Origin of the sequence: Kistimonas asteriae, from assembly GCF_018263925.1 — a bacterium.
GTDB classification, from domain to species: domain Bacteria; phylum Pseudomonadota; class Gammaproteobacteria; order Pseudomonadales; family Endozoicomonadaceae; genus Kistimonas; species Kistimonas asteriae.
Map to the genome: position 1 here is coordinate 403,070 of NZ_JAEVHF010000001.1, position 21,046 is coordinate 424,115.

The window sequence follows — 21,046 nt, forward strand, 5'->3', positions numbered from 1 at the left end:
ACAAGCCTGATCTTCCCCCAATCTCTCCGCCTTTGCTTGACAGTCTACCCGCCACCCCATAGGATTCGCGGGAATTTACCTTTAGTTATAAGCGCCCGCCTCAATGACTCAAGACCCTGCAGTCAGCACTATTTATGATACGGTCAGAGACGACTTCACGGCCGTTAATGCCTGCATCCTCCAGCAACTGCAGTCAGATGTACCGCTGGTTGAGAAGATCGGCCATTACATCATCGAAGCCGGCGGCAAGCGTTTACGTCCCCTGCTGGTGCTGCTGGCTGCCCGAGCCTGCGGCTATACCGGTGAGCGCCATGTAGAACTCGCGACTATCATTGAGTTCCTGCACACCGCCACCCTGTTACATGACGATGTGGTCGATTCATCGGATTTGCGCCGCGGACGTTCCACCGCCAATGCCAAATGGGGTAATTCCCCCAGCATCCTGGTCGGTGACTTCCTTTACTCCCGCGCCTTCCAGTGCATGGTCAACATTGGTGATATGCAGGTGATGAACGTACTGGCCGATGCCACCAACGTCATCGCTGAAGGCGAAGTGATGCAGCTGATGAATGTGCGCGATGCGTCCATTTCTGAAGAAAAATACATGGATGTCATTCGCTGTAAAACAGCTATGCTGTTTGAGGCTTCCAGCCATACAGCTGCCATCCTGGCCGGCGCTGACGAGACAACGGAACAAGCCTTACAGGCCTACGGGAACCACCTTGGCTTGGCCTTTCAGCTGATCGACGACCTACTGGATTACAATGGTGACAGCGCGGAAATGGGCAAGAATGTCGGCGACGACCTGGCCGAAGGCAAGCCCACTCTGCCACTGATCTACGCCATGCGCGAAGGCTCAGAGGAAGACGTCACATTGATTCGCAAAGCCATTCAAAAAGGCGGTCTTGATCAACTCGATGACATTCTTGCGATTGTGAGAACATCCGGCGCACTTGAGTACACGGAGCAGAAAGCACGTGCAGAAGCTGACAAAGCAATCAGTGCGCTCGCTTACCTGCCGACGTCTTCCCACCGTAGCGCCATGGAAGCACTTGCCCGTCTGGCCGTTTCCAGAACGAGTTAACACGCTGACCAACAGAACACGATATAAAAAAGCGCCCCTGTGTATAGTGGGCGCTTTTTTATTGCCATTCAAAAAGCTCGACAACCCTGCTATATAGAACAGTTGCGCATTTCGCCGCCAAAGAAGTACCATAGTGCCACATAACAACAATACAGCTCCTGAAACAGGGTCAGTCCATGGGCAAATTCTACGACTTTATCGTTATCGGCTCAGGCGCATCAGGCAGTGTTCTGTCTTATTACCTGAGCAAAGCTGGCGCCAGCGTCTGCCTGGTTGAAGCTGGCAAATCCTGGCAGGCCGACACCTGGCCCGACAATGAACTGGAAGCCAACGCCAACTTGATGTGGAACGGCGGTATGGATTCTACCCGCGATGCCGGCATGGTGTTACTGCGCGGCAAGGTCGTCGGGGGCGGCACCATCATCAACAACTGCCTGCTGGATCGGTTTGACGATATCGCCCTGGATGATTTCCGCCACAAGTCCGGTGTCGACTTTTACCAGCGCGACACCATGGATCGTCACTACAGCGCCATTGAACAGCAACTCTCCCTGGAAACCATTCAGGAATCCGACTGGAACGGTAACGCCAAGCTGTATGCCGATGGCTTTGACAAACTGGGACTAAAACGCGCACCACTGCGTCGCGGTCAACACAACTGCCAGAATGATCACAACGATTGCATCGTTTGCCTGGGCGGTTGCCCCAGGGAGTCCAAGCAAAGCATGGCCGTCTCCTTCATTCCCAATGCATTAAAAGAAGGGCTGACACTGATCGACCAGTTCCAGGTCCATCAGGTAGTGCATGGCAAAACCCATGTCGCGGTTCATGGCGAAAGGCAGAACAACCGTCAGACGCTCTATGCTCGCAAATGCATTATGGCCGCCGGCGCCCTCGGCTCCACCGACCTTCTACTACGCTCCGGCCACAGTGAACGACTGCCCGCACTGGGTAGGGGCTTCCACTGCCATCCACAGTTCATGTCGATCGCCCTGATGGATGACATTGTCGATTCCCACAAAGGCGCTTTCCAGTCACTCAAGTCAGATGACCCTCGCTTTCGTGCACAAGGCTTTAAACTGGAAAATGTCTTTGCAGGCCCTGTCGCGGTCTCCCTGCTGAAGGCGGGCTTCGGGGAACAACACCAGAACTTCATGCAGCAATACCGTCGCATGGCCTGTATAGAAGTCGCTGTCCGTGATGAAGTACCCGGCACCCTGCGCCATAGTCGCAATGGCCGATTGGTGATTGACAAGCCACTGGATGATGTCGATCGCCAGCGCGCTGAAGCGGGCTTGCAACAAATCCGTGATATTTTCTCTGCGGTTGGCGCCCGGGAAGTCATGGAATCACCGCTGGTTATCGCACTGCACTTGATGGGAGGTTGTGGCATAGGCCAACGGGCTGCTGACTCAGTGGTCAACGAGCAGTTCCAGGTTCACGGCTTTGAAAACCTGATGATTGCCGATGGCGCGATCTACCCCATGGCGCCTGGTATCAACCCGTCACTGACCATCATGGCCCAGAGCCATCGCGCGGCAGAAAGCATCCTCAATGATTTTGGTGAGCGATCCATCTCCCAGAATACCGCGCAATCGATTGCTGCCCCCCGACTGCAGGAGGTTGTATGACCTACGCCACATCCCGAGTCCTGAATCAGCGCCAGCTCACCGCGGTTGAACGTATTGGCGACATTCTGCTACCCCGGAATGGTGATTTCCCGGCATTCTCTGAAACCGGCTGCCTCGCGCATATTGATACCGTTCTCTCACCGTCCCATCCGCAGGATATCAAGGACCTGAAAATGGTCCTGTCACTCTTGGGCACGTTGCCGGCTCCAGTACTGAAAGGGTTCCTGACGCTACTGGGTTATGGTGAGCGACTCCCGAAGATCCTGGGCAGCCAGATCAAACTGCTGGAGTTTGGATTACGCGGTATCGTGTTCAGCCTTTACTACTCCGGCAAAGGCAACGTCTACAAACCTGACAGTGGCGTCTATACCGTGATGGATTACCAGGTCCATTGCGCACCGGACGCCTGACCCATCGATTCAACGATGACCGAATAAACAGCGATATAAAAGAACAGGGAATATCATGAACCAGGCCGTAGCTATCAACGTCAACGACGCCATCACAGAAAGCCCACTCTACAACCTGCAGGAAACCTCTGAAGAACAGGTTAACGCCTTGTTTGCCGCCTGCCGCAGCGCCAACCAGGATCTGCGAAAATACACCGTATCTGAACGTTGCCACGAAGTTCACAAGGTTCTTGATTATGTCTTGCAGAACCGTGATCGCATTGCTGCACGTATTTGTGAAGAAACCGGAAAAACCCTGACCGATGCTGTCGTGTCTGAAATCCTCGGCGTACTGGACAACCTGGAATGGAATATCGATAACGCCCCGAAAATCCTGAAGGATCAGACGGTTCACACACCGATCACCCTGATGGGCAAGAAGTCCCGCGTGTATCATGAGAGCCTGGGCACAGTCCTGGTCATCGCCCCCTGGAACTACCCCTTCCACATTGCCATGACCTTCATGATGAGTGCGTTCATCACCGGTAACAGCGTCGTCTTCAAACCGTCAGAATTGACCCCCATGCAAGGGCTGCTGGAAGAGATCCTTGAGGCATCACCGCTGATCAGGAACAGTGTCAAAGTGGTTTATGGCACAGGCATTACCGCACAACGCTTGGTGGCCGCACGCCCCGACAAGATATTCTTCACCGGTTCCTGCGCGACCGGTCGCAAACTGCTGAAACAGGCCGCCGACATGCTCATTCCCGTTGACGTGGAACTGGGCGGCAAGGATCAAATGATTGTCTTTGAAGACGTTAACCTCAAGCGAACGACGGCCGGCGCCGTCTGGGGCGCGCTGACCAATGCCGGTCAGTCCTGCACCTCCGTGGAACGGCTCTACGTGCATGACAGCATCTACGACGAATTTGTCGCTGAGCTCAAAGCCCAGTTTGATGCACTGGTCGTGAATGCCGGCGACAAGGGCGATGCTGACATAGGCGCCATTACCGCTGACTTTCAGCTCGACATTATTAAACGCCATGTTGAGGATGCCCGCAGCAAAGGCGCCACCATTCATACCGGCGGCATGGTGACAGGCGAACAGGGCAAGTTCTACCTGCCCACCCTGATTACCGATATCACGGATGACATGCTCCTCGCCCACGAAGAAACCTTTGGCCCCACCCTGCCGGTCTTCCGTTTTACCACAGAAAAAGAAGTCATTGAGGCGTCTAACAGGAGCGAGTTTGGCCTGTCCGCCAGTGTCTGGAGCAAGGACCTGGAGCGCGCTGACCGGGTCGCCCGGGCCCTGGTCTGCGGCGCCGTGTCGATCAACAATGTCATGCTCACAGAGGGCAATCCCGCCCTGCCCTTTGGCGGTACCCGCAGCAGCGGATTCGGCCGGGCCAAGGGCGCCGAAGGCCTGCTTGCCTTCAGCCGTTCCAAGGCGATCCTGATTGACAAGCAGAGCGATAAGCTGGAACCTAACTGGTACCCTTATACCCAAAAGAAATTCACCCTGTTCCAGCGCCTGATTGACGCCCTGTTCACCAAAAGCCCGGTGAAACTGCTGAAACTGGCCGTGATCGGTATGCAGCTGGAGAGTGAGGCCAAAAAGCCCCGCCGGTAACCGAATTGCACATGCCCTGTGCCATGGGGTCGGTTCGCAGTCGTGAATCGGCCCTTTTTCTATCCAATCCCCCTTCTTAGACTATGGTCAAAAAGACCATGGTCTAACTGTCCTTCGAACTTTTCCCCGGTATCATTGTCTGCATAGTAAGGATGTACACAACGTTATTGTGGTATTACAGGGAGGTAGGCTGATGTCATTGGAGTTAGCACTGGAAGAGTACCAGGACATCGTGGTTATCACGCTTGATGGCATTGTCCAGCCGGATAACGCCGATTTTCTGCATAACAGCCTGAACGCCCTATCCAGGGACGGTTACTCCCGTTTTGTCCTGGACTGCACACAGCTGAAATCGATTAACAGTGATGGTTTGGCCGTGTTATATGACCTGTTTCTGGAACTCCCGCCGAATGGCAAGATCGTCCTTTGTAATGCCAACCGACGCATCAGGGGCTTGCTGGATATCAGTGGTCTGGGGCACTACCTGCCCTGTGTCGAGAGCCGTGACACCGCCATGAAAACCATTCGGAATGAGATTGGCCACCTCGATCTTGACTGGACGGAAGAGCATCATACCGCCGGATAACGGGGCTGCAAAACCGCCCCGCCATCCATAGCGGCCACAATCTATTGGCCAGTATTGCCCTGATTCTCTGAAGAAGGGAAACCGTCCGGCTTTCCTCGAGGAAGCACCAGATTCAACACAATCGCAATCACAGCACATAGCCCCACACCGGACAGCTGCACACTGCCCAGGGTAATACTCAGGTTACCGATACCACTCACCAGCACCAGCGCGACAATCGCCAGGTTTCTGGGCTGACTCAAATCCACCTGTGCCTTGATCAGGGTGTTAAGTCCCACCACCGCGATAGAGCCAAACAACAGCATCATGATGCCGCCCATGACCGGTAAGGGGATGGATTGCAGCACGGCGCCGAGTTTCGCCACAAACGCCAGCAAGATGGCAAACACCGCGGACCAGGTCATAATGGCGGGATTAAAGGCTTTCGTCAGCATGACAGCACCGGTCACCTCGGAGTAGGTGGTATTGGGTGGTCCACCAAACAGTGCCGCGGTGGATGTGGCCAGACCATCCCCCAGCAGCGTCCGGTGGAGCCCCGGCTTTTTGAGATAATCCTTACCCGTCACCGAGCTGATGGCCAGCATATCACCGATATGCTCAATCGCTGGCGCAATGGCCACTGGCACCATGAACAGCACCGCATTCCAGTTCCATTCCGGCAAGGTGAAGGCCGGCACATGAAACCAGCCGGCTTCTCCCACGGCTGAAAAATCAGTCACCCCCACCATCCAGGCCGTCAGACAGCCTGACAATACACCAAACATGATTGGAATAAGCTTGAAAATACCCCGTGCCAGCGTGGCTACCAGCAATGTCGACATCAGGGAGACAGCAGAGACAATAATGGCCTTGTCCCGGGCAATTAACTGCATGCCGCCATCACCACTCTTGCCCAGTGCCATATTGACTGCTGCAGGCGCCAGAATTAAACCAATCACCATGATGACAGGACCCACAACCACTGGCGGGAACAGGCGGTAAAGAAACCCCGCACCCCACAGACGCACCATCAGGCTGAGCATCATGTAGAAGGCACCTGCAACCATCAAACCACCCATCGTGGCCGGCACGCCCCAGGTTTCGACGCCATAAATAATCGGTGCAATAAAGGCAAAGGATGAAGCAAGAAAGATGGGAATCTGTCTGCCAGTACAGAACTGGAAGATCAGGGTACCGATACCGGCCGTGAAAAGGGCAACACTGGGATCCAGTCCCGTTAACACTGGCACCAGTACCAGTGCCCCAAAGGCGACAAATAACATCTGGCCGCCAGCCAGCGCGGTACGCACCGGCGATCCGCCACTCGGTGTCCCGTGTGTCATAAATACTCTCTAATGGATCGTTGTCGTTTTTATAAGGATTGGCAGGCGCTGCCGTTACAGCAGCACCCATAGGCTCTAGAGATGATCAGGTAGTCCCGAAAATCTTGTCACCAGCATCACCCAGACCCGGCATAATGTAACCTTTGTCGTTCAGGCCTTCGTCAATGGACGCCGTGAAGATCTCGACATCCGGATGGGCATCGGTCACTTTTTTCAGGCCTTCCGGCGCAGCTACCAACACCAGCACCCGAATATTCTGACAACCTGCCGCCTTGAGCATGTCGATGGTTGCCAGCATGGAACCACCGGTCGCCAGCATGGGGTCGACTACCAGCGCCATGCGCTCATCCATGTTCTTGGCCAGCTTCTGAAAATAGGGAACCGGCTCCAGAGTTTCCTCATCACGGTAGAGACCGACCACACTGATCCGGGCACTCGGAATCAGTTCCATCACGCCATCCAGCATACCCAGCCCGGCACGCAGGATCGGTACGATAGTAATTTTCTTGCCCTTGAGACGCTGCACCGTGACGTCACCGGCCCAACCGTTAATAGTGTGATCTTCCAGCGCCAGATCCTTGGTCGCCTCATAGGTCAGCAGGGTGCCAACCTCGCTGGCCAGCGATCTAAAGCCCTTGGTGCTGATCCCTTCGACCCGCATCAGGCCCAGTTTGTGCTGTACCAGCGGATGTTTTATTTCATGAACACGCATGCTTAACCCCTGAAAGTGTCTGCGCTCACCAGACGTGAGTTAACCCGTAATTTTATCGACTCTCAGCGATCAGTGAAACTGCTAATATCCATAAGGAATGTCGTGGTTTTCGTACTTTTTCAGTGTCAGGATATGCCTTTGCCACAGTTGCATGACCGAACCTTCACCGGTATCGTTCCCTGTTTTCCTGCGGCGGCTGCCGCCTGATACACGGTATAGAGGTTCTTTTTCCCATGTCCGTCGACCTGGATCACATTCAAACGGTCTATGCTGAAGCAGACTGCCTGTTCCCGGAAGCCCAGGTGGAAGCCGCGATTGATCGCGTTGCCACCGAGATTACCGAGGTACTGGCCGGCACCAACCCACTGGTCTACACCGTCATGAATGGCGGCCTGGTGTTTGCCGGCAAACTACTGACCCGTTTGAACTTCCCGCTGGAATCGTCTTACCTGCACGCGACCCGCTACCGCAACACCACCAGCGGCGGCGAACTGGACTGGAAAGTCCCCCCCGCCCAGGATATGAAAGGCCGGACCGTGCTGATTGTTGACGACATCCTGGATGAGGGCCACACCCTCGCCGCTATCGTTGACTTCTGCAAGGCGCAGGGCGTCGAGAAAGTGCTGACCGCGGTACTGGTCGACAAACTGCATGACCGCAAGGCACGGGAAAATATGAAGAGCGACTTCACCGGGCTAGATGTCGAAGACCGCTACCTGTTCGGCTATGGCATGGATTACCAGGGTTACTGGCGTAATGCACCAGGCATCTTTGCACTCAAGGGTGCATAACTGGCCCACCAATAAAAAAGCCTGCTGACGCAGGCTTTTTTATTTCTTTATTTCCACCCACTAAAGCCATTTCGACACAATAAAACCACTGATCGCAATTACGCCGGACGCCACCGTAAACACATCCGATACCGGGTTACGATAACGTTTCAATTCCGGAATCGTGTAGTAACCATATACCGGCATAAAAAACAGAATCACCGCCAGCAGGGGTGCCAACAATCCCTCTATCACACCAATCACACTTAGATTCAGACAGGCAGCTAGCCAACAGCTCAGAAATATCAGCACCTTGGCGATACGCGTACTGGCATCACTATGAACCGGAATGGATGTGACCCGCTTGGCCAACAAAGAGAACAGCCCCCCAACCCCCTCAATTGACCCCATATAGACGCCAAAGAATGAGCTGGTAATCGCCAGAAAGGCTATCACTGAGGCAATCAGCGCAAAGAAACCTGCCCCCTCACGGCTGGCAAACACACTCAAGACAGGGAGATTTTCCTGCAAGGCCACCTGTATTTCAGCAGGCGTCAACGATAACACGCAGGAAAACACAAACAGCATCACCACCATCAACAGCAAACCGGCATTGACCGCCAGAATCCGATCCGTCTTTCGCGCACATAACGCTGTATCCCGACAAACCATGCGATAAGCCTGCGCAAACGCCGAGCAGGCAGGTGAATGATTAAAGGAGAAGATCAGCATTGGAATAATGATAAACGCAGACATGGCCAGCTCAGTAGGCGCCGGCATCAAAAAGAGATGATCCAGGTGCCACTGGGGAATCAAATACAACGAAATACCGATAAGAATAACCACCAGCGGCATCACCAGCGATTCAACCGCCGATAACACCCAGCGCTCCCCCTTGCTGATAACAATAACCAGCGCGGCAAGCAAAACAAAACTGATCACACTGCGATGGGGCGCCGGCCATTCCAGCTGATACCGGAAGAATTGCTCCGTGACGTTGGTTAAGCCAATGGCATACAACAGCAGAATGGGATAAATACTAAGAAAGTAGGCCAGCGTTAACAAGCTGCCCGCCTGCTGACCAAAACGATCGGTCATGGTCGCCGTAATATCAGCATCAGGACGTTCTGCCACCAGACAAAAACGCGTCAGATTCCGGTGGGCAAACCAGATCATCGGCCCCGCCAATAGCGCAATAATAACCAGAGGAATAAACCCGACACGCCCGGCATTGATGGGCAGATACAGCACACCCGCCCCTACCGCCGTACCGAACAGGTTGGACAACCAGCCGGTATCCCGGCCAGACCAGCGCAGCACATCACTCTCTGACGAAGCAGAACAGGCAGTGCTTGATGAGGGGGAATCTTGTGCAGACATGCGTCCAGTATAGCCACACAACAGTCCTTAAACGGTTTTCACGACGGTTTTTTCTGTTTACATGCGCGGTTGCAGTTTTTTTCCTTCACCATACAATCGATCACCATAAATACCACAACCAATGGCAGTCATAATCCATGAACAAAAAAGACAAGCAGAAAATCATCGGCGAAACACTGAGCGATGAGCAGCTGAAAACCTTTCTGACACTCGAGCCTGCCGACCATACCCATCCGGATTACCACATTCTTTTGCGGGCTTACCGCGCATTGACGGCGGAGAACTTCGAACGCTTCCTCCACTTTTTTGTGGAAGAAGGCAAAAACCTTCACGCCCCAGGCCCGGATCAGGGCACCATCGCCGACCTGGTCAGCCAGCACAAGCAATCCGCCGACTACCTGAAAGCCCTGCAGACAATAATCAATTCCTGACAGGCACACTGCGGGGCGTCCTGCCAGCCGGTCGTCCCGACCCACGCATAACCCGGCAAACTCCACCGTAACACCTATACTGTCAGCTCACCTTTTCGACAGTGTATTTTTCAAACCATGCCGTATCGATCCATCAAACACGCCTTACTGTTCGGCTGCCTCAGCCTACTCATCAACACTCATCTATTGGCCTGCGATGGAGCAGCAACTGATAACAGCAGCCCCTGTGCTGAGAGTGAAAACCAGACCATCGCCTCTCTGGCCAGGTATCAACAACAGTATCCGGATATGACTTACCAGGAACTGCGACAACAGCTCCCCACAGGCAAAGTGTTGCTGGTTGATGCCAACCGCCCAGAAACCTACGCCAGCGGGCATATTCCCGGCGCCATCTCATTTAATGACAAAGCCAACCTGAGAACCCACCTTAAGGATCCGAAAAACATGACCGTCGTTGTCTATTGTGGCGGTTCCCATTGCATTGCCTGGCATAACGCCGCCGACTGGGCCGCTGCGGAAGGCTTTCAGAATATTCGCCATTTCAGCGCTGGCCTGAGAGGGTGGAAGCTGGAAGGTGGGGAAGTGATTGCAATGAACAACAACACACCCTAATAACAAAAGAGGCCGCATTCGCGGCCTCTTAGCATCAGCAGATAGTCACTTATTCATTATGCATGTCTGCATTGAACGCCGCTTCGTCAAACTGACACCCCAAATGACGGACGATTTCCCGCAGATCATTTTCCGCATTACCCAGACAGCTCGTGCCGCCCGGTGAGGGTGTCATGTTAAAGATAATGCCGGTACCAGGATTAATCCGCGCTTCACCGAGCATCAACTCCTTGTTGGTTTTATCAATCAACTGGGGACGAATCCCCCCAAAACCGGAGGCAAAGGTAACATCGCTCAGCTGCAGCGAAGGCACGATCTTTCGAGCATCCTTAAGGAAAAGACGCCTGCGCACCCAGGGAATCTCAAACAGAAAATTCTTGAATATATAGTTCCGGATATCCTTCACCTTGAACAGGTCCCAGAATACTTTGAAGACCGCACCATCCAGCTTGAGCACCTTGAAGAACTCAGGGATGGTTCGGGGGTTATAACGCTCCAGCATGGGCAGGATCAGTGCCGTTGGCCCAAAGCGGGTTTTTCCTTCCACCAGCACATCAGGATCACCGTGGATCGCAGCAAACGGCAGCTTGTCGTTCTGAACGGTATACACCTTGCCGTTCAACACCCGCGGCGTAAAATAGAAGCTCCCTGCCATCGGCAGGCAGGAGAAGTTGAGACCATACCCCATCTGCTGAGCCAGCAGGAGACTGTGCCCGCCCGCACACACCACAACGAATTTAGCCTCATAGACGCCGTTATCCGTCACAACACGGTGCAAGTCACCTGACTTCTCTATGTTTTTCACCTGAGTGTTCAGGTCGACATCGATCGTCTTGCCCTGAACCTCTTTGGCCTGTTTCACAAAGGCGACCGAGAGCGCCTTGTAATCAACAGCCGTGTATTCATCCGTGATCGCAATGGCCGCCAGCTCCTCTGGCCGGTATTCATCACCCATTTTGGCAACCGCCGGTTCTATTTCAGCAATACCTTCTTTGTCCAGCAGTTGCATCTCGGGGTAGTGCTCGCGGAAGACCTTGAAACGGTCACGGATAAACTGGCTTTCTTTCTCACCAACCCCCAACACCATTTTCGGGTATTTGAAGATAATACCGTCACGCTCTTCCGGCGGCAGCGCCTTGGCAAAATTGACCAGCATGCTGGCGGTGCGCTTGACCTTGACGGCCTTTTCCAGGGTGTAATTGGTCTCTATATCGCCGCAGTGGATGGTCTGACTGTTATTGGTGCCCTTGGAGTTAACGGTGGCAAAATCACTGTACTTTTCCACCAGGCCTATGCGACCGAGATCCGTATAACGGGCAAGCTCATAGAGAAGGGCTGTTCCCGAGACACCACCACCGACGATCAGTACATCGTAACTCTTTACTGTCATAGTTGCTGCTCTCTGACACAAATCCTGTTCATCAGCCCCCTGATGGGAGCAGGCAATCATTCTTGTTAGCGACCACTCTCTTCTTATCCCTTATTCTTGAGCCTTCACCTGTCCATGGAGGCTTTGTCGGAGCGTATTATATATGAATACATGCGTTTTTGGTCTTAAGAGCGCAACAGATATATGTATTTATCATTAGAATTGCGCGAAAAACCGGAAAAAACCGCCTATCTAGACCTTAAACCCTGCACCCGAGACGCCTCACAACTTAAACGATAGTGCAAATCTAAACCGCCTCAGCCACTGCAACGCAATTTATTGCCAGCCAGCGGAACAATCTCAGACTCCTCCGACTCCAAGCTTCTCGCCACCGGGAGCAGACAACGATGACAGAAGGAAAACCGCCACAAACAGGGAACCAACCTCAAACCATCTCACAGGCTGCGACCCTGCTGTCCATTGCCCTGCTGTTCACCTGTATGGGGGTTTTAACCTCGTTGAATGATGTGCTGATTCCCCACCTCAAGGAGGTCTTCAGTCTGAACTATCAAGGCGCCCTCCTGATCCAGCTGATCTGGTTTTCCGCCTTTTTACTGCTTTCTACGCCGGCCAGCCTTGTGATCCGGAAAACGTCCTACCAGCTAGGCATGACCACTGGCTACAGCCTGACCTCGGCCGGCTGCCTGCTTTTCCTGCCCGCCGCCTGGTTACACTGTTATCCGCTGTTTCTGCTGGCCCTGCTCGTGATCGCAGCGGGTGTGTGCTTTTTGCTCGTCGTCAGTAATCCCTATGCATCGGCGCTGGGAGACAGCCGAACCATTCATCGCCGACTGATGATACTTCATGGTTTTTTTGCCGCCGGCATGACCCTCGCTCCCTGGCTGTCAGGGCCGGCTATTCTCTCCTACCCACCCATAACCCATGCGACGCAAATCACGACAACCGATCGTCTGTCGCTGGCGGAAACCGTTATCACACCTTACCTGCTGTTAGCGCTTTGCCTGGGCGGAATAGCCATCCTGACAGCAAGACAACACCTCCCCGATATCCTTCAGAATGAGCGCGAACGCAAGCCTGCTCCAAAACCACAACACATCAGGGAGCAGTCAGCCTGGCACCAGCGCCACACCCTGTTCGGCAGCATTGCGGTTTTTATGTATGTCGGGACCGAAGTGCTGCTGGGTAGTTTTATGGTGGGTTTCATCAAGGAGCTGTCACTGCCCATGTCATCCGCCGCCATGGCGCGCTTTATTGGCTATTACTGGCTCGGTATCGCGATGGGACGCTTTCTAGCCCCATGGTTCCTGCATGCGATTCGCCCTCGCATCATGCTGGGCGTGAGTGCATGGCTGTCGCTACTGATGGTGTTATGCGGGATTTTTGCGGATGGCTATATCGCACTGACCGCGATCACACTGATAGGACTGTGTAACTCGGTGATGTATCCGTTGATCTACAGCCTTTCCATGCAGAATCTCAGCCCCATGACAGCCACACAGGCTTCCGGCATCCTGAGTTCAGCAGGGGTTGGAGGCGGCATTGTGCCACTCGTCGCGGCAGTGATTGCCGACCATTACGGCATCAGGGGAGGGTTCTGGGTGTCGGTCTGCTGTTATGGCTATATCCTGTACTACAGCATAAAAGGCTGCGAAATAGCGACACAGGAAACGGATAACAGCGAAACAACAAAAATGAGAGATAAGTGAGAATAGAGAAGGAGAGATGGCTGGGGTGGCAGGATTCGAACCTACGCATGACGGGATCAAAACCCGTTGCCTTACCGCTTGGCGACACCCCAACAGAGGAATATGGTAGCTAGGGGCAGATTCGAACTGCCGACCCCAGCATTATGAGTGCTGTGCTCTAACCAACTGAGCTACCTAGCCATTATTCCCAAAAGTACATGGCTGGGGTGGCAGGATTCGAACCTGCGCATGACGGGATCAAAACCCGTTGCCTTACCGCTTGGCGACACCCCAACTGAGAACTTGAAGCACCGGAGAAGACCCGGCGACATCGAGGCCGGTATAGTAACGTTTCCGTTCTGAAAATCAACCCCTGAAAGTTCATCCCGCGGTGGTAGCTAGGGGCAGATTCGAACTGCCGACCCCAGCATTATGAGTGCTGTGCTCTAACCAACTGAGCTACCTAGCCCCGACGAGATGCGGCGCATTTTGGTGATATTGGGGGGCTGTGTCAATAGCTGGTAACCCACATGCATACTGGAATTTTAAAACAACCTGAAATCAAACCTTAGACAGATGTTGTGACCACAGTAGAGGGACCAGATGAACTTGAGCCTGCCGCCTCATGAGATGGCACTGCAAGTAAAGGCTTAGCTGCAGGGACAGGGGTTCGAACCTGAGCTTTAGATGATACCGGTGCTCCAGACTGTGCACGAAGAGTGTTTCCACACTGACAACAGGCACCACAGTATTTTGTAGGCAAATCACATAACCTTTTGGGCAATGCACAAAAAAACCTTTTCGCCTTTACAGTACCCATTACACTTAACATGCCTGCATATTGAGCCAAATGCAGGCGATGCGCCACGGCCAAAGCTGACATGAAAACAGCAGACGTCGCATCAAAGACGCCAAGAATCTGACCCTCAAATTTTGGCTCACTTCCGAAACCCAACTCTGTCACAAAGGCAGGATCACTCATAATGCGTGAAACAGCATCCGCACGGCTCATATTATGTCGATTTTCAGCCACCGATATAAGACGACTTAACATATCACTTGCATCACCCTGATCCATTGCACACGCCCCTCTGGATTCAGGTTGATAAGCACCAAGCGCAACAATGGCAAAACTAAATCCCCAGTCACCAATCTGGATCCCCAGATTTTGCAAAGGATATTTTTCAGGATATTTTGCTACCAAAATAGGATCGACAATCCAGCTACTCTCATCGGGCAAGGGATTTCGCGACTCCTCCGTCTGTTGCAATACCACTGAGAAAAACTCCTTCGGTAATTTACGCACCGAGTCAGCAAGACGCCCCAAAGGCTTTAACACTGTATCCTTGTCATACATCGAGCAACTTGCGCTTTTAACCATTTTAACGGCCTTCTCAAGTGCTTTTTTATATTCAGCGCCATAATCTCCTATAGGGACATGATTGGCTCGAAACCCTCGAAGCTTACTATTTATTGAATGAGCAATCGGATCCGTTATAATCCCCAACCTCACATTAAAATCTCCAAGACTTTCTGCAAAAGCCCCTGTGATTTGCCCCCTGTTTTCAACCAAATACATCTCTATAACTTTTTTAAATATTTTATGGCTAAACAAGTCAACCTCAACAGGAGAATCAAATTCCATTGTCCCTCCCTCAAACATCCCCCCCAAATAATCTGAATTAAGCGTCACCTTACGCCCAATAACCTCATTAGAATCACGCCATTTCTCACGTTTACAACACTCGCTCTTGTTAAATCTATTCCTAACACCCCCAGGTAAACATGATGAACAACTAGTAGACTTACAACCTGGCATACACCACCCCAAATTTTATAAAAAGCTTAAAATCAAAGAAGGTAACGCATGACTTTTGTTATTTAATTAACAAAGGAGCCTTAAAAGCTTACTTTTGCACACCACTACCCGAATAAGGCTAAAAAACGACCAAAGCCACACCATGAGAGCATATAACCAATATTTCCTGATAAACTTCCTCCCCGCTGACCACACAACAACCATTACACAGGTACGAACATGACCCAGGAATCAATCGTAATTGTCAGCGGCGCCCGCACACCCATGGGTGGCCTGCAAGGCTCGCTGTCCAGCCTGACAGCACCCGAGCTGGGCAGCATCGCCATCAAAGAGACCGTCAGCCGCGCCACTATCAGCCCTGAAGACGTCGATGAAGTGATCATGGGCTGCGTCCTGCCCGCAGGCCTGGGGCAGGGCCCCGCCCGCCAGGCATCCCGTAAAGCTGGGCTGCCAGACGCCACCGGCTGCACCACTATCAACAAGCTCTGCGGCTCCGGCATGAAAGCCGTAATGCTGGCCCACGACCTGATTCGCGCCGGCACCAACCAGATCATGATTGCCGGCGGCATGGAGAGCATGAGTAACGCCCCCTACCTGCTCGACAAGGCCCGCAGCGGCTACCGCATGGGACACGGCAAGGTGATGGACCATATGTTCCTGGATGGGCTGGAAGACGCCGAAACCGGCCGTCTGATGGGCTCCTTTGCCCAGGAAGTGGCTGACAAATACGAACTCACCCGCGAAGCCATGGACGCCTTTGCCATCGAATCCCTGAAGCGGGCCCAGAAAGCCACTAACGATGGATCCCTGGACGCTGAGATCGCCCCTGTCACCTATACCACCCGTAAAGGTGAACAGACCGTCAGCCAGGATGAACAACCCTTTAATGCTAATATCGAGAAAATCCCCAGCCTGCGGCCGGCTTTCAGCAAAGATGGCACCATCACCGCCGCCAACGCCAGCTCCATTTCCGATGGCGCCTCTGCCCTGCTGCTGATGACCGAGAGTGAAGCTGCAAAGCGCGGACTGCAGCCTCTGGCCCGCATCGTCGCACACAGCACCCACTCCCAGCATCCGTCAGAGTTCACCATTGCCCCGGTGGGCGCGCTCACCAAAGTGTTGGCTAAAACGGGCTGGAGCAAAGACGACGTCGACCTGTTCGAGATCAATGAAGCCTTTGCCATGGTCACCATGATTGCCATGCAGGAGCACGGCCTGGATCATAACAAGGTCAACGTTCATGGCGGCGCCTGCGCCCAGGGGCACCCCATAGGCTCTACTGGCTCACGGGTTCTGCTTTCACTGATTTACGCACTCAAGCAATACGGGAAGCAGAAAGGGATCGCCAGCCTCTGCATTGGCGGTGGTGAAGCGACAGCTGTCGCCGTTGAAGTGCTCTAAGAAAAAGGTACAGGGTTGTCCACGCCTATGCGGGCCGGACAACCTTCTGCACATAAACGGTCGTCACCCCCCAGGCGAAGATCGCTGGAAAACAATCAATCAGCTCGTATGAATCGGGCAAATAGTCCGTCAGGGGATAACTCACAGTGATCACCCTGACCCCTTCTCCCTTTTCACAGCAACGCCGGGCAAATCGGGCAATCAGGTCATCATCCAGATTCGAACCATAGAGATAAATAATATCAGGCTCTCCTGGCAGCGAATCGCCCATATCACCACTGATGAAGCGCACACGTTCTGAACAGCCCGTCTGGCTAACCACCCTGTCCGCTCGACTGACAAATCCCGGGATATGTTCAAGACCAACAACCCGGCAACCAATGACCGTCGCCAGCCAAAAGCAATTACGCCCAGTGGCGGATCCCACTTCCAGCACCTTATGGTGAGAACAAATCCCTGCCCTTCGCTGAATTCTAGCCAGCGTCACCAGCGGGGTTTCGCCAAAGCAGTGAATATCCGATGCCGCGCGTTCGGCATAAAAATCCTTACTCAGGCGCCATGGGGTACGTCCTGAGAACAGCGCTCTCCGCCAGAACTCCGTTCGCAGGAAATCCTTGCTGATAACAAATGGCAGCGCCTGCAGGGCCATTCGAGCCTCTCGTACTGAGACCAGTATTGAGAGCGGCAACAGCCTCACACGCTCCAAAAACGTCACCTGCCGGCTTTGTAGGCCTTCCATGCCGCCTCCCTCCCGAAGGGTGTTTTTTTACCCCGCAAACACCGCTGATCGTCTATAAATCTGTAGCCACATAAACATTCGGAACCTCAACGCACTGCCCGAGTCTAAATGATCAAACCCTATGAGTGGCAGATACGTACTCTACAAGGAGTTTAGCCCTATAAACCCGATCAGCCACGCTGCGCACAGGCAACCACTTTGGCCAATAAAAAGGAGGCACCCTAATGAAACCACTCAACATCAACACCTTGTTCTTATGTCTGCTGACGGCAATGATCAGCATCACCAGCCACGCGAATGACAATGTAGCCTCTGCTGAACCCAACATCCTCATCAACCAGCCAGACGTGACACAGCGCGCCCTGCTTGATCATTACCAGGCCAACATCTCCATCACAAACAACTCCCAGTTCACCCTGCTATTCACAGGCTGCAATCCTGCTGACGGTAAGAAAAGCCGCTGCACTGTCTCCGAGCCCGGCGTCGCCGATCCCCAGACAACCCTCTATGTTGGCACCGCCAAAAGCAGCAAACATGGACCTTCCGGCGACTTCACCTTCATCGCGGAACACCTTGGTGCCATTCCGTTCAAGCTCAACTACCAGTTCAACAAAGATACCCGCCAGACCCATCTACAGATTAACGCCACAGGCAGTGAACCCTCGCCCTTGCTGTTCTCTATTGATACCGACAGCTGTACCAGCAATCCCGACGCGCAGGGCATCATGCGCTGCTGCAGCTTCGACCGCTCACGACACACACTGCATAAAAACTATGAATACCAGTGTACACTGCCCATTACCGCTGAGCTGGCAAGCCCATGACCTTGCCTGTAAAGTATTTTTTACACATAATCCATTCACATTCGCCACGGAGTGGCGCTATAACCATAACAATCAAGCCATTTGAACGGATCACACCCTATGCAGACAGAGCACAAAAAACTGTCGGATGCCGACCAGCGCCGTGTCGACGAAGTCACCTCAACCGGTATCAACAGCGTCGAACGAGAAGCTTTCCACCCATGGCGCATGATGCTGTGGCTGGCGGTGGTGATTGTCATCTTTGGCGTCATTGCCAGGTTCCTCGGCAAGCTCTACCTGCCGTAACCGCCCAATCACCCACTGAATGACCAGCCCGGAACCGAAATAACATGAACAACAGTGAAAACGGACTGCATAAGGTTGTTGTCGTCGGTGGCGGTGCCGCCGGCCTAGAGCTGGCAACCCGCCTTGGCAGAAAGCTTGGCGCACGAAAAAAAGCCCATATCACGCTGGTTGATACCCGCATGACCCACATCTGGAAGCCGTTATTGCATGAGGTTGCAGCCGGCTCCCTGAACTCCTACAGCGATGAACTGAACTATGTCGCCCAGGCCAACTGGAACCATTTTCACTTTCAGCCCGGCCGCATGATCCAGCTGGATCGTCAGCAGCAGGTGATTACCCTGGCCGCAACGGTAGACGCCAATGGAAAACAGCTGCTGCCTGAACGCACCCTGACATACGACACGCTTGTCATCGCCGTCGGGAGCCATTCGAATGACTTTGGCACCCCCGGCGTTCATGAACACTGCCTCACACTGGATTGCAGGGAGCAGGCCGAGCAGGTGCACACTCGCTTTATCAGCGAATATCTCAGGGCACAGGCTGCCGATGATCCCGACGAAAAGATGAACATCGCCATTGTTGGCGCCGGTGCAACGGGCGTGGAGCTGGCCGCAGAACTGCATTATGCGGCCAAGGTGATGGCCCGCTATGGCATGGACGCCATCAAACCGGAAAACGTCAACATCTCGATCATTGAAGGCAGTGATCGTGTATTGCCCGTTCTTCCCCTCAGAATCAGCAATGGCGTGCAGAAACAGCTCGACAAACTCAAGATACAGACACTCACCGGCCATATCGTTAAAGAGGTGACCGAGGACGGACTGACCACCAACCAGGGTGAATTTGTGAAGGCAGAGCTGAAAATCTGGGCTGCCGGCATCAAAGCCCCCTCGTTCCTGAGCAAGCTGGACGGCCTGGAAAGCAACCGGATCAATCAACTCATCGTTAAGCCGACCCTGCAAACGACACTCGACGACAATATCTTTGTCATTGGCGATTGCGCCTCCTGCACCCTGGTAAACCGTCAAGGGGAAAACTACACGGTCCCCCCCAGGGCACAGGCCGCCCATCAACAGGCCAGCCTGGTGGCTCGCTCAATCATCGGAAAACTCAAGGGGAAAGCCCCAGGCACGTTCAGCTATAAAGACCACGGCTCACTCATTTCACTGAGTACACACACCGCTGTCGGCAACCTGATGGGCAATCTCACCGGGAATATCATGCTGGAAGGCTTTTTGGCCAGAATGTTTTATATATCGCTTTACCGCCTGCACCAGGTTGCGGTTTATGGAAAATGGCGGACCGGACTGATCATGGTGAAGGATCTGCTTGAACGCACGACACGGCCAAGACTAAAACTGCATTAAATGGAGAAAGGCAGGGAAGCCTGAACATTGATGAGATACAAGAAGGGAAATGGTGGGTCGTGTAGGATTCGAACCTACGACCAATTGGTTAAAAGCCAACTGCTCTACCAACTGAGCTAACGACCCGGCATAGAGGTGAGTAACAGACATTACTCTGACAAGAAGATGGTGGGTCGTGTAGGATTCGAACCTACGACCAATTGGTTAAAAGCCAACTGCTCTACCAACTGAGCTAACGACCCAACAAGTGACAACGCTTGATTATCACTTTTAAATTGGCTCCCCGAGCTGGACTCGAACCAGCGACCCAATGATTAACAGTCATTTGCTCTACCAACTGAGCTATCAGGGAACAAAACACACAAAAACAAAATGGTGGGTCGTGTAGGATTCGAACCTACGACCAATTGGTTAAAAGCCAACTGCTCTACCAACTGAGCTAACGACCCGACAAGTGACGACTCTCGATCATCACTTTAAATTGGCTCCCCGAGCTGGACTCGAACCAGCGACCCAATGATTAACAGTCATTTGCTCTACCAACTGAGCTATCAGGGAACAGCATGTGCCAACGCACATATAAAAATGGTGGGTCGTGTAGGATTCGAACCTACGACCAATTGGTTAAAAGCCAACTGCTCTACCAACTGAGCTAACGACCCACAAGATAATCAGCGATTACCTTTTAAAATTGGCTCCCCGAGCTGGACTCGAACCAGCGACCCAATGATTAACAGTCATTTGCTCTACCAACTGAGCTATCAGGGAACAACGTTTCGGATGCCGTGATGTGCATCACTCAACGGCGGCGAATAATAATAACTTTCTGAAAAGAGTCAAGCCTTTTCATCGTCATAAAGACATAACAGGTATAACCCGAAGGCCTAAAACGGTACTAAAAACAGCAGATACTCAGAGGTTTTTTGCCGGTCTCAAGCCCTCCGACTGCAGCAGCGGCAGGGATGCCGCGGTAGCGACGCAGGGCA

19 protein-coding genes and 11 tRNA genes are annotated in these 21,046 nt (G+C 53.2%); 13 read left to right on the forward strand and 17 right to left on the reverse strand.

All coding sequences use genetic code 11. The features are described 5' to 3' along the window. Nucleotides 1-103 precede the first annotated feature (103 nt). The 5 genes from ispB (at nt 104) to KHS78_RS01880 (ending at nt 5,323) form a co-directional block, all read left to right on the forward strand. Entirely contained in the window at nt 104-1,084 is a 981-nt protein-coding gene (ispB, locus tag KHS78_RS01860; protein ID WP_211824596.1) for an octaprenyl diphosphate synthase, read from the forward strand. Nucleotides 1,085-1,260: 176 nt separating this feature from the next. Then, nucleotides 1,261-2,715 carry a GMC family oxidoreductase N-terminal domain-containing protein gene (locus KHS78_RS01865; RefSeq protein WP_211824597.1) on the forward strand — a complete coding sequence of 485 codons (1,455 nt, stop codon included), beginning with the start codon at nt 1,261-1,263 and terminating at the stop codon, nt 2,713-2,715. Then, a complete protein-coding gene (locus tag KHS78_RS01870; RefSeq protein WP_211824598.1) occupies nt 2,712-3,125 on the forward strand; it encodes a hypothetical protein in 414 nt (137 codons plus the stop codon). The genes KHS78_RS01865 and KHS78_RS01870 overlap by 4 nt, the downstream gene beginning before the upstream one ends. A gap of 55 nt (nt 3,126-3,180) precedes the next feature. Beyond that, nucleotides 3,181-4,737, forward strand: coding sequence for an aldehyde dehydrogenase family protein (locus KHS78_RS01875; protein WP_211824599.1), 1,557 nt, complete (start codon nt 3,181-3,183; stop codon nt 4,735-4,737). Between the two features lie 193 nt (nt 4,738-4,930). Beyond that, complete coding sequence (locus tag KHS78_RS01880) at nt 4,931-5,323, forward strand: anti-sigma factor antagonist (protein WP_211824600.1); 393 nt, start codon at nt 4,931-4,933, stop codon at nt 5,321-5,323. Between the two features lie 41 nt (nt 5,324-5,364). On the opposite strand, the gene KHS78_RS01885 is transcribed toward KHS78_RS01880, so the two are convergent. After that, nucleotides 5,365-6,645, reverse strand: coding sequence for a uracil-xanthine permease family protein (locus KHS78_RS01885; RefSeq protein WP_211824601.1), 1,281 nt, complete (start codon nt 6,643-6,645; stop codon nt 5,365-5,367). Nucleotides 6,646-6,730: 85 nt separating this feature from the next. Then, a complete protein-coding gene (gene upp / locus KHS78_RS01890; RefSeq protein ID WP_211824603.1) occupies nt 6,731-7,357 on the reverse strand; it encodes a uracil phosphoribosyltransferase in 627 nt (208 codons plus the stop codon). 233 nt (nt 7,358-7,590) lie between these two features. On the opposite strand from upp, the gene KHS78_RS01895 reads away from it, so the two are divergent. After that, entirely contained in the window at nt 7,591-8,148 is a 558-nt protein-coding gene (locus tag KHS78_RS01895; protein WP_211824605.1) for a hypoxanthine-guanine phosphoribosyltransferase, read from the forward strand. Nucleotides 8,149-8,208: 60 nt separating this feature from the next. Here the strand turns inward: KHS78_RS01895 and KHS78_RS01900 are convergent, their stop codons facing one another. Then, the gene (locus tag KHS78_RS01900; RefSeq protein ID WP_211824607.1) at nt 8,209-9,507 is read right to left on the reverse strand and encodes an amino acid permease; all 1,299 of its coding nucleotides are present in this window, start codon (nt 9,505-9,507) and stop codon (nt 8,209-8,211) included. Nucleotides 9,508-9,644: 137 nt separating this feature from the next. Here KHS78_RS01900 and KHS78_RS01905 point away from each other — a divergent pair, with 137 nt between their 5' ends. Next, the gene (locus tag KHS78_RS01905; RefSeq protein WP_211824609.1) at nt 9,645-9,938 is read left to right on the forward strand and encodes a PA4642 family protein; all 294 of its coding nucleotides are present in this window, start codon (nt 9,645-9,647) and stop codon (nt 9,936-9,938) included. 117 nt (nt 9,939-10,055) lie between these two features. After that, the gene (locus KHS78_RS01910; RefSeq protein WP_211824611.1) at nt 10,056-10,550 is read left to right on the forward strand and encodes a rhodanese-like domain-containing protein; all 495 of its coding nucleotides are present in this window, start codon (nt 10,056-10,058) and stop codon (nt 10,548-10,550) included. A gap of 49 nt (nt 10,551-10,599) precedes the next feature. Here the strand turns inward: KHS78_RS01910 and KHS78_RS01915 are convergent, their stop codons facing one another. Further along, a complete protein-coding gene (locus KHS78_RS01915; RefSeq protein WP_211824613.1) occupies nt 10,600-11,940 on the reverse strand; it encodes an FAD-dependent oxidoreductase in 1,341 nt (446 codons plus the stop codon). Between the two features lie 386 nt (nt 11,941-12,326). On the opposite strand from KHS78_RS01915, the gene gluP reads away from it, so the two are divergent. After that, nucleotides 12,327-13,646, forward strand: a complete 1,320-nt coding sequence (gluP, locus tag KHS78_RS01920) for a glucose/galactose MFS transporter (protein ID WP_211824615.1) — start codon at nt 12,327-12,329, stop codon at nt 13,644-13,646. A gap of 17 nt (nt 13,647-13,663) precedes the next feature. Here gluP and KHS78_RS01925 read toward each other — a convergent pair. The 5 genes from KHS78_RS01925 to KHS78_RS01945 all read right to left on the reverse strand — a co-directional run bounded on the left by KHS78_RS01925 (nt 13,664) and on the right by KHS78_RS01945 (nt 15,270). Continuing rightward, nucleotides 13,664-13,738, reverse strand: a tRNA-Gln gene (locus KHS78_RS01925). Nucleotides 13,739-13,749: 11 nt separating this feature from the next. After that, nucleotides 13,750-13,826: transfer RNA gene (locus KHS78_RS01930), tRNA-Met, on the reverse strand. 18 nt (nt 13,827-13,844) lie between these two features. Continuing rightward, nucleotides 13,845-13,919 (reverse strand) — tRNA-Gln (locus KHS78_RS01935). A gap of 98 nt (nt 13,920-14,017) precedes the next feature. Beyond that, nucleotides 14,018-14,094 (reverse strand) — tRNA-Met (locus KHS78_RS01940). Nucleotides 14,095-14,193: 99 nt separating this feature from the next. Beyond that, on the reverse strand, nt 14,194-15,270 hold the full coding sequence (locus KHS78_RS01945; protein ID WP_211824617.1) for a hypothetical protein: 1,077 nt from the start codon (nt 15,268-15,270) through the stop codon (nt 14,194-14,196). A gap of 393 nt (nt 15,271-15,663) precedes the next feature. On the opposite strand from KHS78_RS01945, the gene KHS78_RS01950 reads away from it, so the two are divergent. Next, nucleotides 15,664-16,845, forward strand: a complete 1,182-nt coding sequence (locus KHS78_RS01950) for an acetyl-CoA C-acyltransferase (RefSeq protein WP_211824619.1) — start codon at nt 15,664-15,666, stop codon at nt 16,843-16,845. 25 nt (nt 16,846-16,870) lie between these two features. Here KHS78_RS01950 and KHS78_RS01955 read toward each other — a convergent pair whose 3' ends face one another. Then, nucleotides 16,871-17,584, reverse strand: coding sequence for an SAM-dependent methyltransferase (locus KHS78_RS01955; RefSeq protein ID WP_211824622.1), 714 nt, complete (start codon nt 17,582-17,584; stop codon nt 16,871-16,873). A gap of 224 nt (nt 17,585-17,808) precedes the next feature. Between KHS78_RS01955 and KHS78_RS01960 the strand changes: the two genes are divergently transcribed. The 3 genes from KHS78_RS01960 to KHS78_RS01970 all read left to right on the forward strand — a co-directional run bounded on the left by KHS78_RS01960 (nt 17,809) and on the right by KHS78_RS01970 (nt 20,060). Next, nucleotides 17,809-18,408 carry a hypothetical protein gene (locus tag KHS78_RS01960; protein WP_211824625.1) on the forward strand — a complete coding sequence of 200 codons (600 nt, stop codon included), beginning with the start codon at nt 17,809-17,811 and terminating at the stop codon, nt 18,406-18,408. Nucleotides 18,409-18,507: 99 nt separating this feature from the next. Next, nucleotides 18,508-18,693 carry a DUF3094 family protein gene (locus KHS78_RS01965; protein ID WP_211824627.1) on the forward strand — a complete coding sequence of 62 codons (186 nt, stop codon included), beginning with the start codon at nt 18,508-18,510 and terminating at the stop codon, nt 18,691-18,693. Nucleotides 18,694-18,737: 44 nt separating this feature from the next. Next, nucleotides 18,738-20,060 (forward strand): NAD(P)/FAD-dependent oxidoreductase, encoded by a 1,323-nt coding sequence (locus KHS78_RS01970; protein ID WP_211824629.1) that lies wholly within the window; start codon nt 18,738-18,740, stop codon nt 20,058-20,060. A 50-nt stretch (nt 20,061-20,110) separates the two neighbouring features. Here the strand turns inward: KHS78_RS01970 and KHS78_RS01975 are convergent. From KHS78_RS01975 to KHS78_RS02005, 7 genes are all read right to left on the reverse strand, one after another. Further along, a tRNA-Lys gene (locus tag KHS78_RS01975) sits at nt 20,111-20,186 on the reverse strand. Nucleotides 20,187-20,226: 40 nt separating this feature from the next. Continuing rightward, a tRNA-Lys gene (locus KHS78_RS01980) sits at nt 20,227-20,302 on the reverse strand. Between the two features lie 34 nt (nt 20,303-20,336). Further along, a tRNA-Asn gene (locus tag KHS78_RS01985) sits at nt 20,337-20,412 on the reverse strand. 21 nt (nt 20,413-20,433) lie between these two features. Beyond that, nucleotides 20,434-20,509: transfer RNA gene (locus tag KHS78_RS01990), tRNA-Lys, on the reverse strand. Between the two features lie 33 nt (nt 20,510-20,542). Beyond that, nucleotides 20,543-20,618, reverse strand: a tRNA-Asn gene (locus KHS78_RS01995). 28 nt (nt 20,619-20,646) lie between these two features. Then, nucleotides 20,647-20,722: transfer RNA gene (locus KHS78_RS02000), tRNA-Lys, on the reverse strand. A gap of 30 nt (nt 20,723-20,752) precedes the next feature. Beyond that, a tRNA-Asn gene (locus tag KHS78_RS02005) sits at nt 20,753-20,828 on the reverse strand. Nucleotides 20,829-21,046: the final 218 nt, after the last annotated feature.

What these genes read in the sequence shown, in the direction of transcription:
- ispB (WP_211824596.1), top strand. Translation starts at nt 104, where the DNA reads ATGACTCAAGACCCTGCAGTCAGCACTATTTATGATACGGTCAGAGAC.
- KHS78_RS01865 (WP_211824597.1), top strand. Translation starts at nt 1,261, where the DNA reads ATGGGCAAATTCTACGACTTTATCGTTATCGGCTCAGGCGCATCAGGC.
- KHS78_RS01870 (WP_211824598.1), top strand. Translation starts at nt 2,712, where the DNA reads ATGACCTACGCCACATCCCGAGTCCTGAATCAGCGCCAGCTCACCGCG.
- KHS78_RS01875 (WP_211824599.1), top strand. Translation starts at nt 3,181, where the DNA reads ATGAACCAGGCCGTAGCTATCAACGTCAACGACGCCATCACAGAAAGC.
- KHS78_RS01880 (WP_211824600.1), top strand. Translation starts at nt 4,931, where the DNA reads ATGTCATTGGAGTTAGCACTGGAAGAGTACCAGGACATCGTGGTTATC.
- KHS78_RS01885 (WP_211824601.1), bottom strand. Translation starts at nt 6,645, where the DNA reads ATGACACACGGGACACCGAGTGGCGGATCGCCGGTGCGTACCGCGCTG.
- upp (WP_211824603.1), bottom strand. Translation starts at nt 7,357, where the DNA reads ATGCGTGTTCATGAAATAAAACATCCGCTGGTACAGCACAAACTGGGC.
- KHS78_RS01895 (WP_211824605.1), top strand. Translation starts at nt 7,591, where the DNA reads ATGTCCGTCGACCTGGATCACATTCAAACGGTCTATGCTGAAGCAGAC.
- KHS78_RS01900 (WP_211824607.1), bottom strand. Translation starts at nt 9,507, where the DNA reads ATGTCTGCACAAGATTCCCCCTCATCAAGCACTGCCTGTTCTGCTTCG.
- KHS78_RS01905 (WP_211824609.1), top strand. Translation starts at nt 9,645, where the DNA reads ATGAACAAAAAAGACAAGCAGAAAATCATCGGCGAAACACTGAGCGAT.
- KHS78_RS01910 (WP_211824611.1), top strand. Translation starts at nt 10,056, where the DNA reads ATGCCGTATCGATCCATCAAACACGCCTTACTGTTCGGCTGCCTCAGC.
- KHS78_RS01915 (WP_211824613.1), bottom strand. Translation starts at nt 11,940, where the DNA reads ATGACAGTAAAGAGTTACGATGTACTGATCGTCGGTGGTGGTGTCTCG.
- gluP (WP_211824615.1), top strand. Translation starts at nt 12,327, where the DNA reads ATGACAGAAGGAAAACCGCCACAAACAGGGAACCAACCTCAAACCATC.
- KHS78_RS01945 (WP_211824617.1), bottom strand. Translation starts at nt 15,270, where the DNA reads ATGGAATTTGATTCTCCTGTTGAGGTTGACTTGTTTAGCCATAAAATA.
- KHS78_RS01950 (WP_211824619.1), top strand. Translation starts at nt 15,664, where the DNA reads ATGACCCAGGAATCAATCGTAATTGTCAGCGGCGCCCGCACACCCATG.
- KHS78_RS01955 (WP_211824622.1), bottom strand. Translation starts at nt 17,584, where the DNA reads ATGGAAGGCCTACAAAGCCGGCAGGTGACGTTTTTGGAGCGTGTGAGG.
- KHS78_RS01960 (WP_211824625.1), top strand. Translation starts at nt 17,809, where the DNA reads ATGAAACCACTCAACATCAACACCTTGTTCTTATGTCTGCTGACGGCA.
- KHS78_RS01965 (WP_211824627.1), top strand. Translation starts at nt 18,508, where the DNA reads ATGCAGACAGAGCACAAAAAACTGTCGGATGCCGACCAGCGCCGTGTC.
- KHS78_RS01970 (WP_211824629.1), top strand. Translation starts at nt 18,738, where the DNA reads ATGAACAACAGTGAAAACGGACTGCATAAGGTTGTTGTCGTCGGTGGC.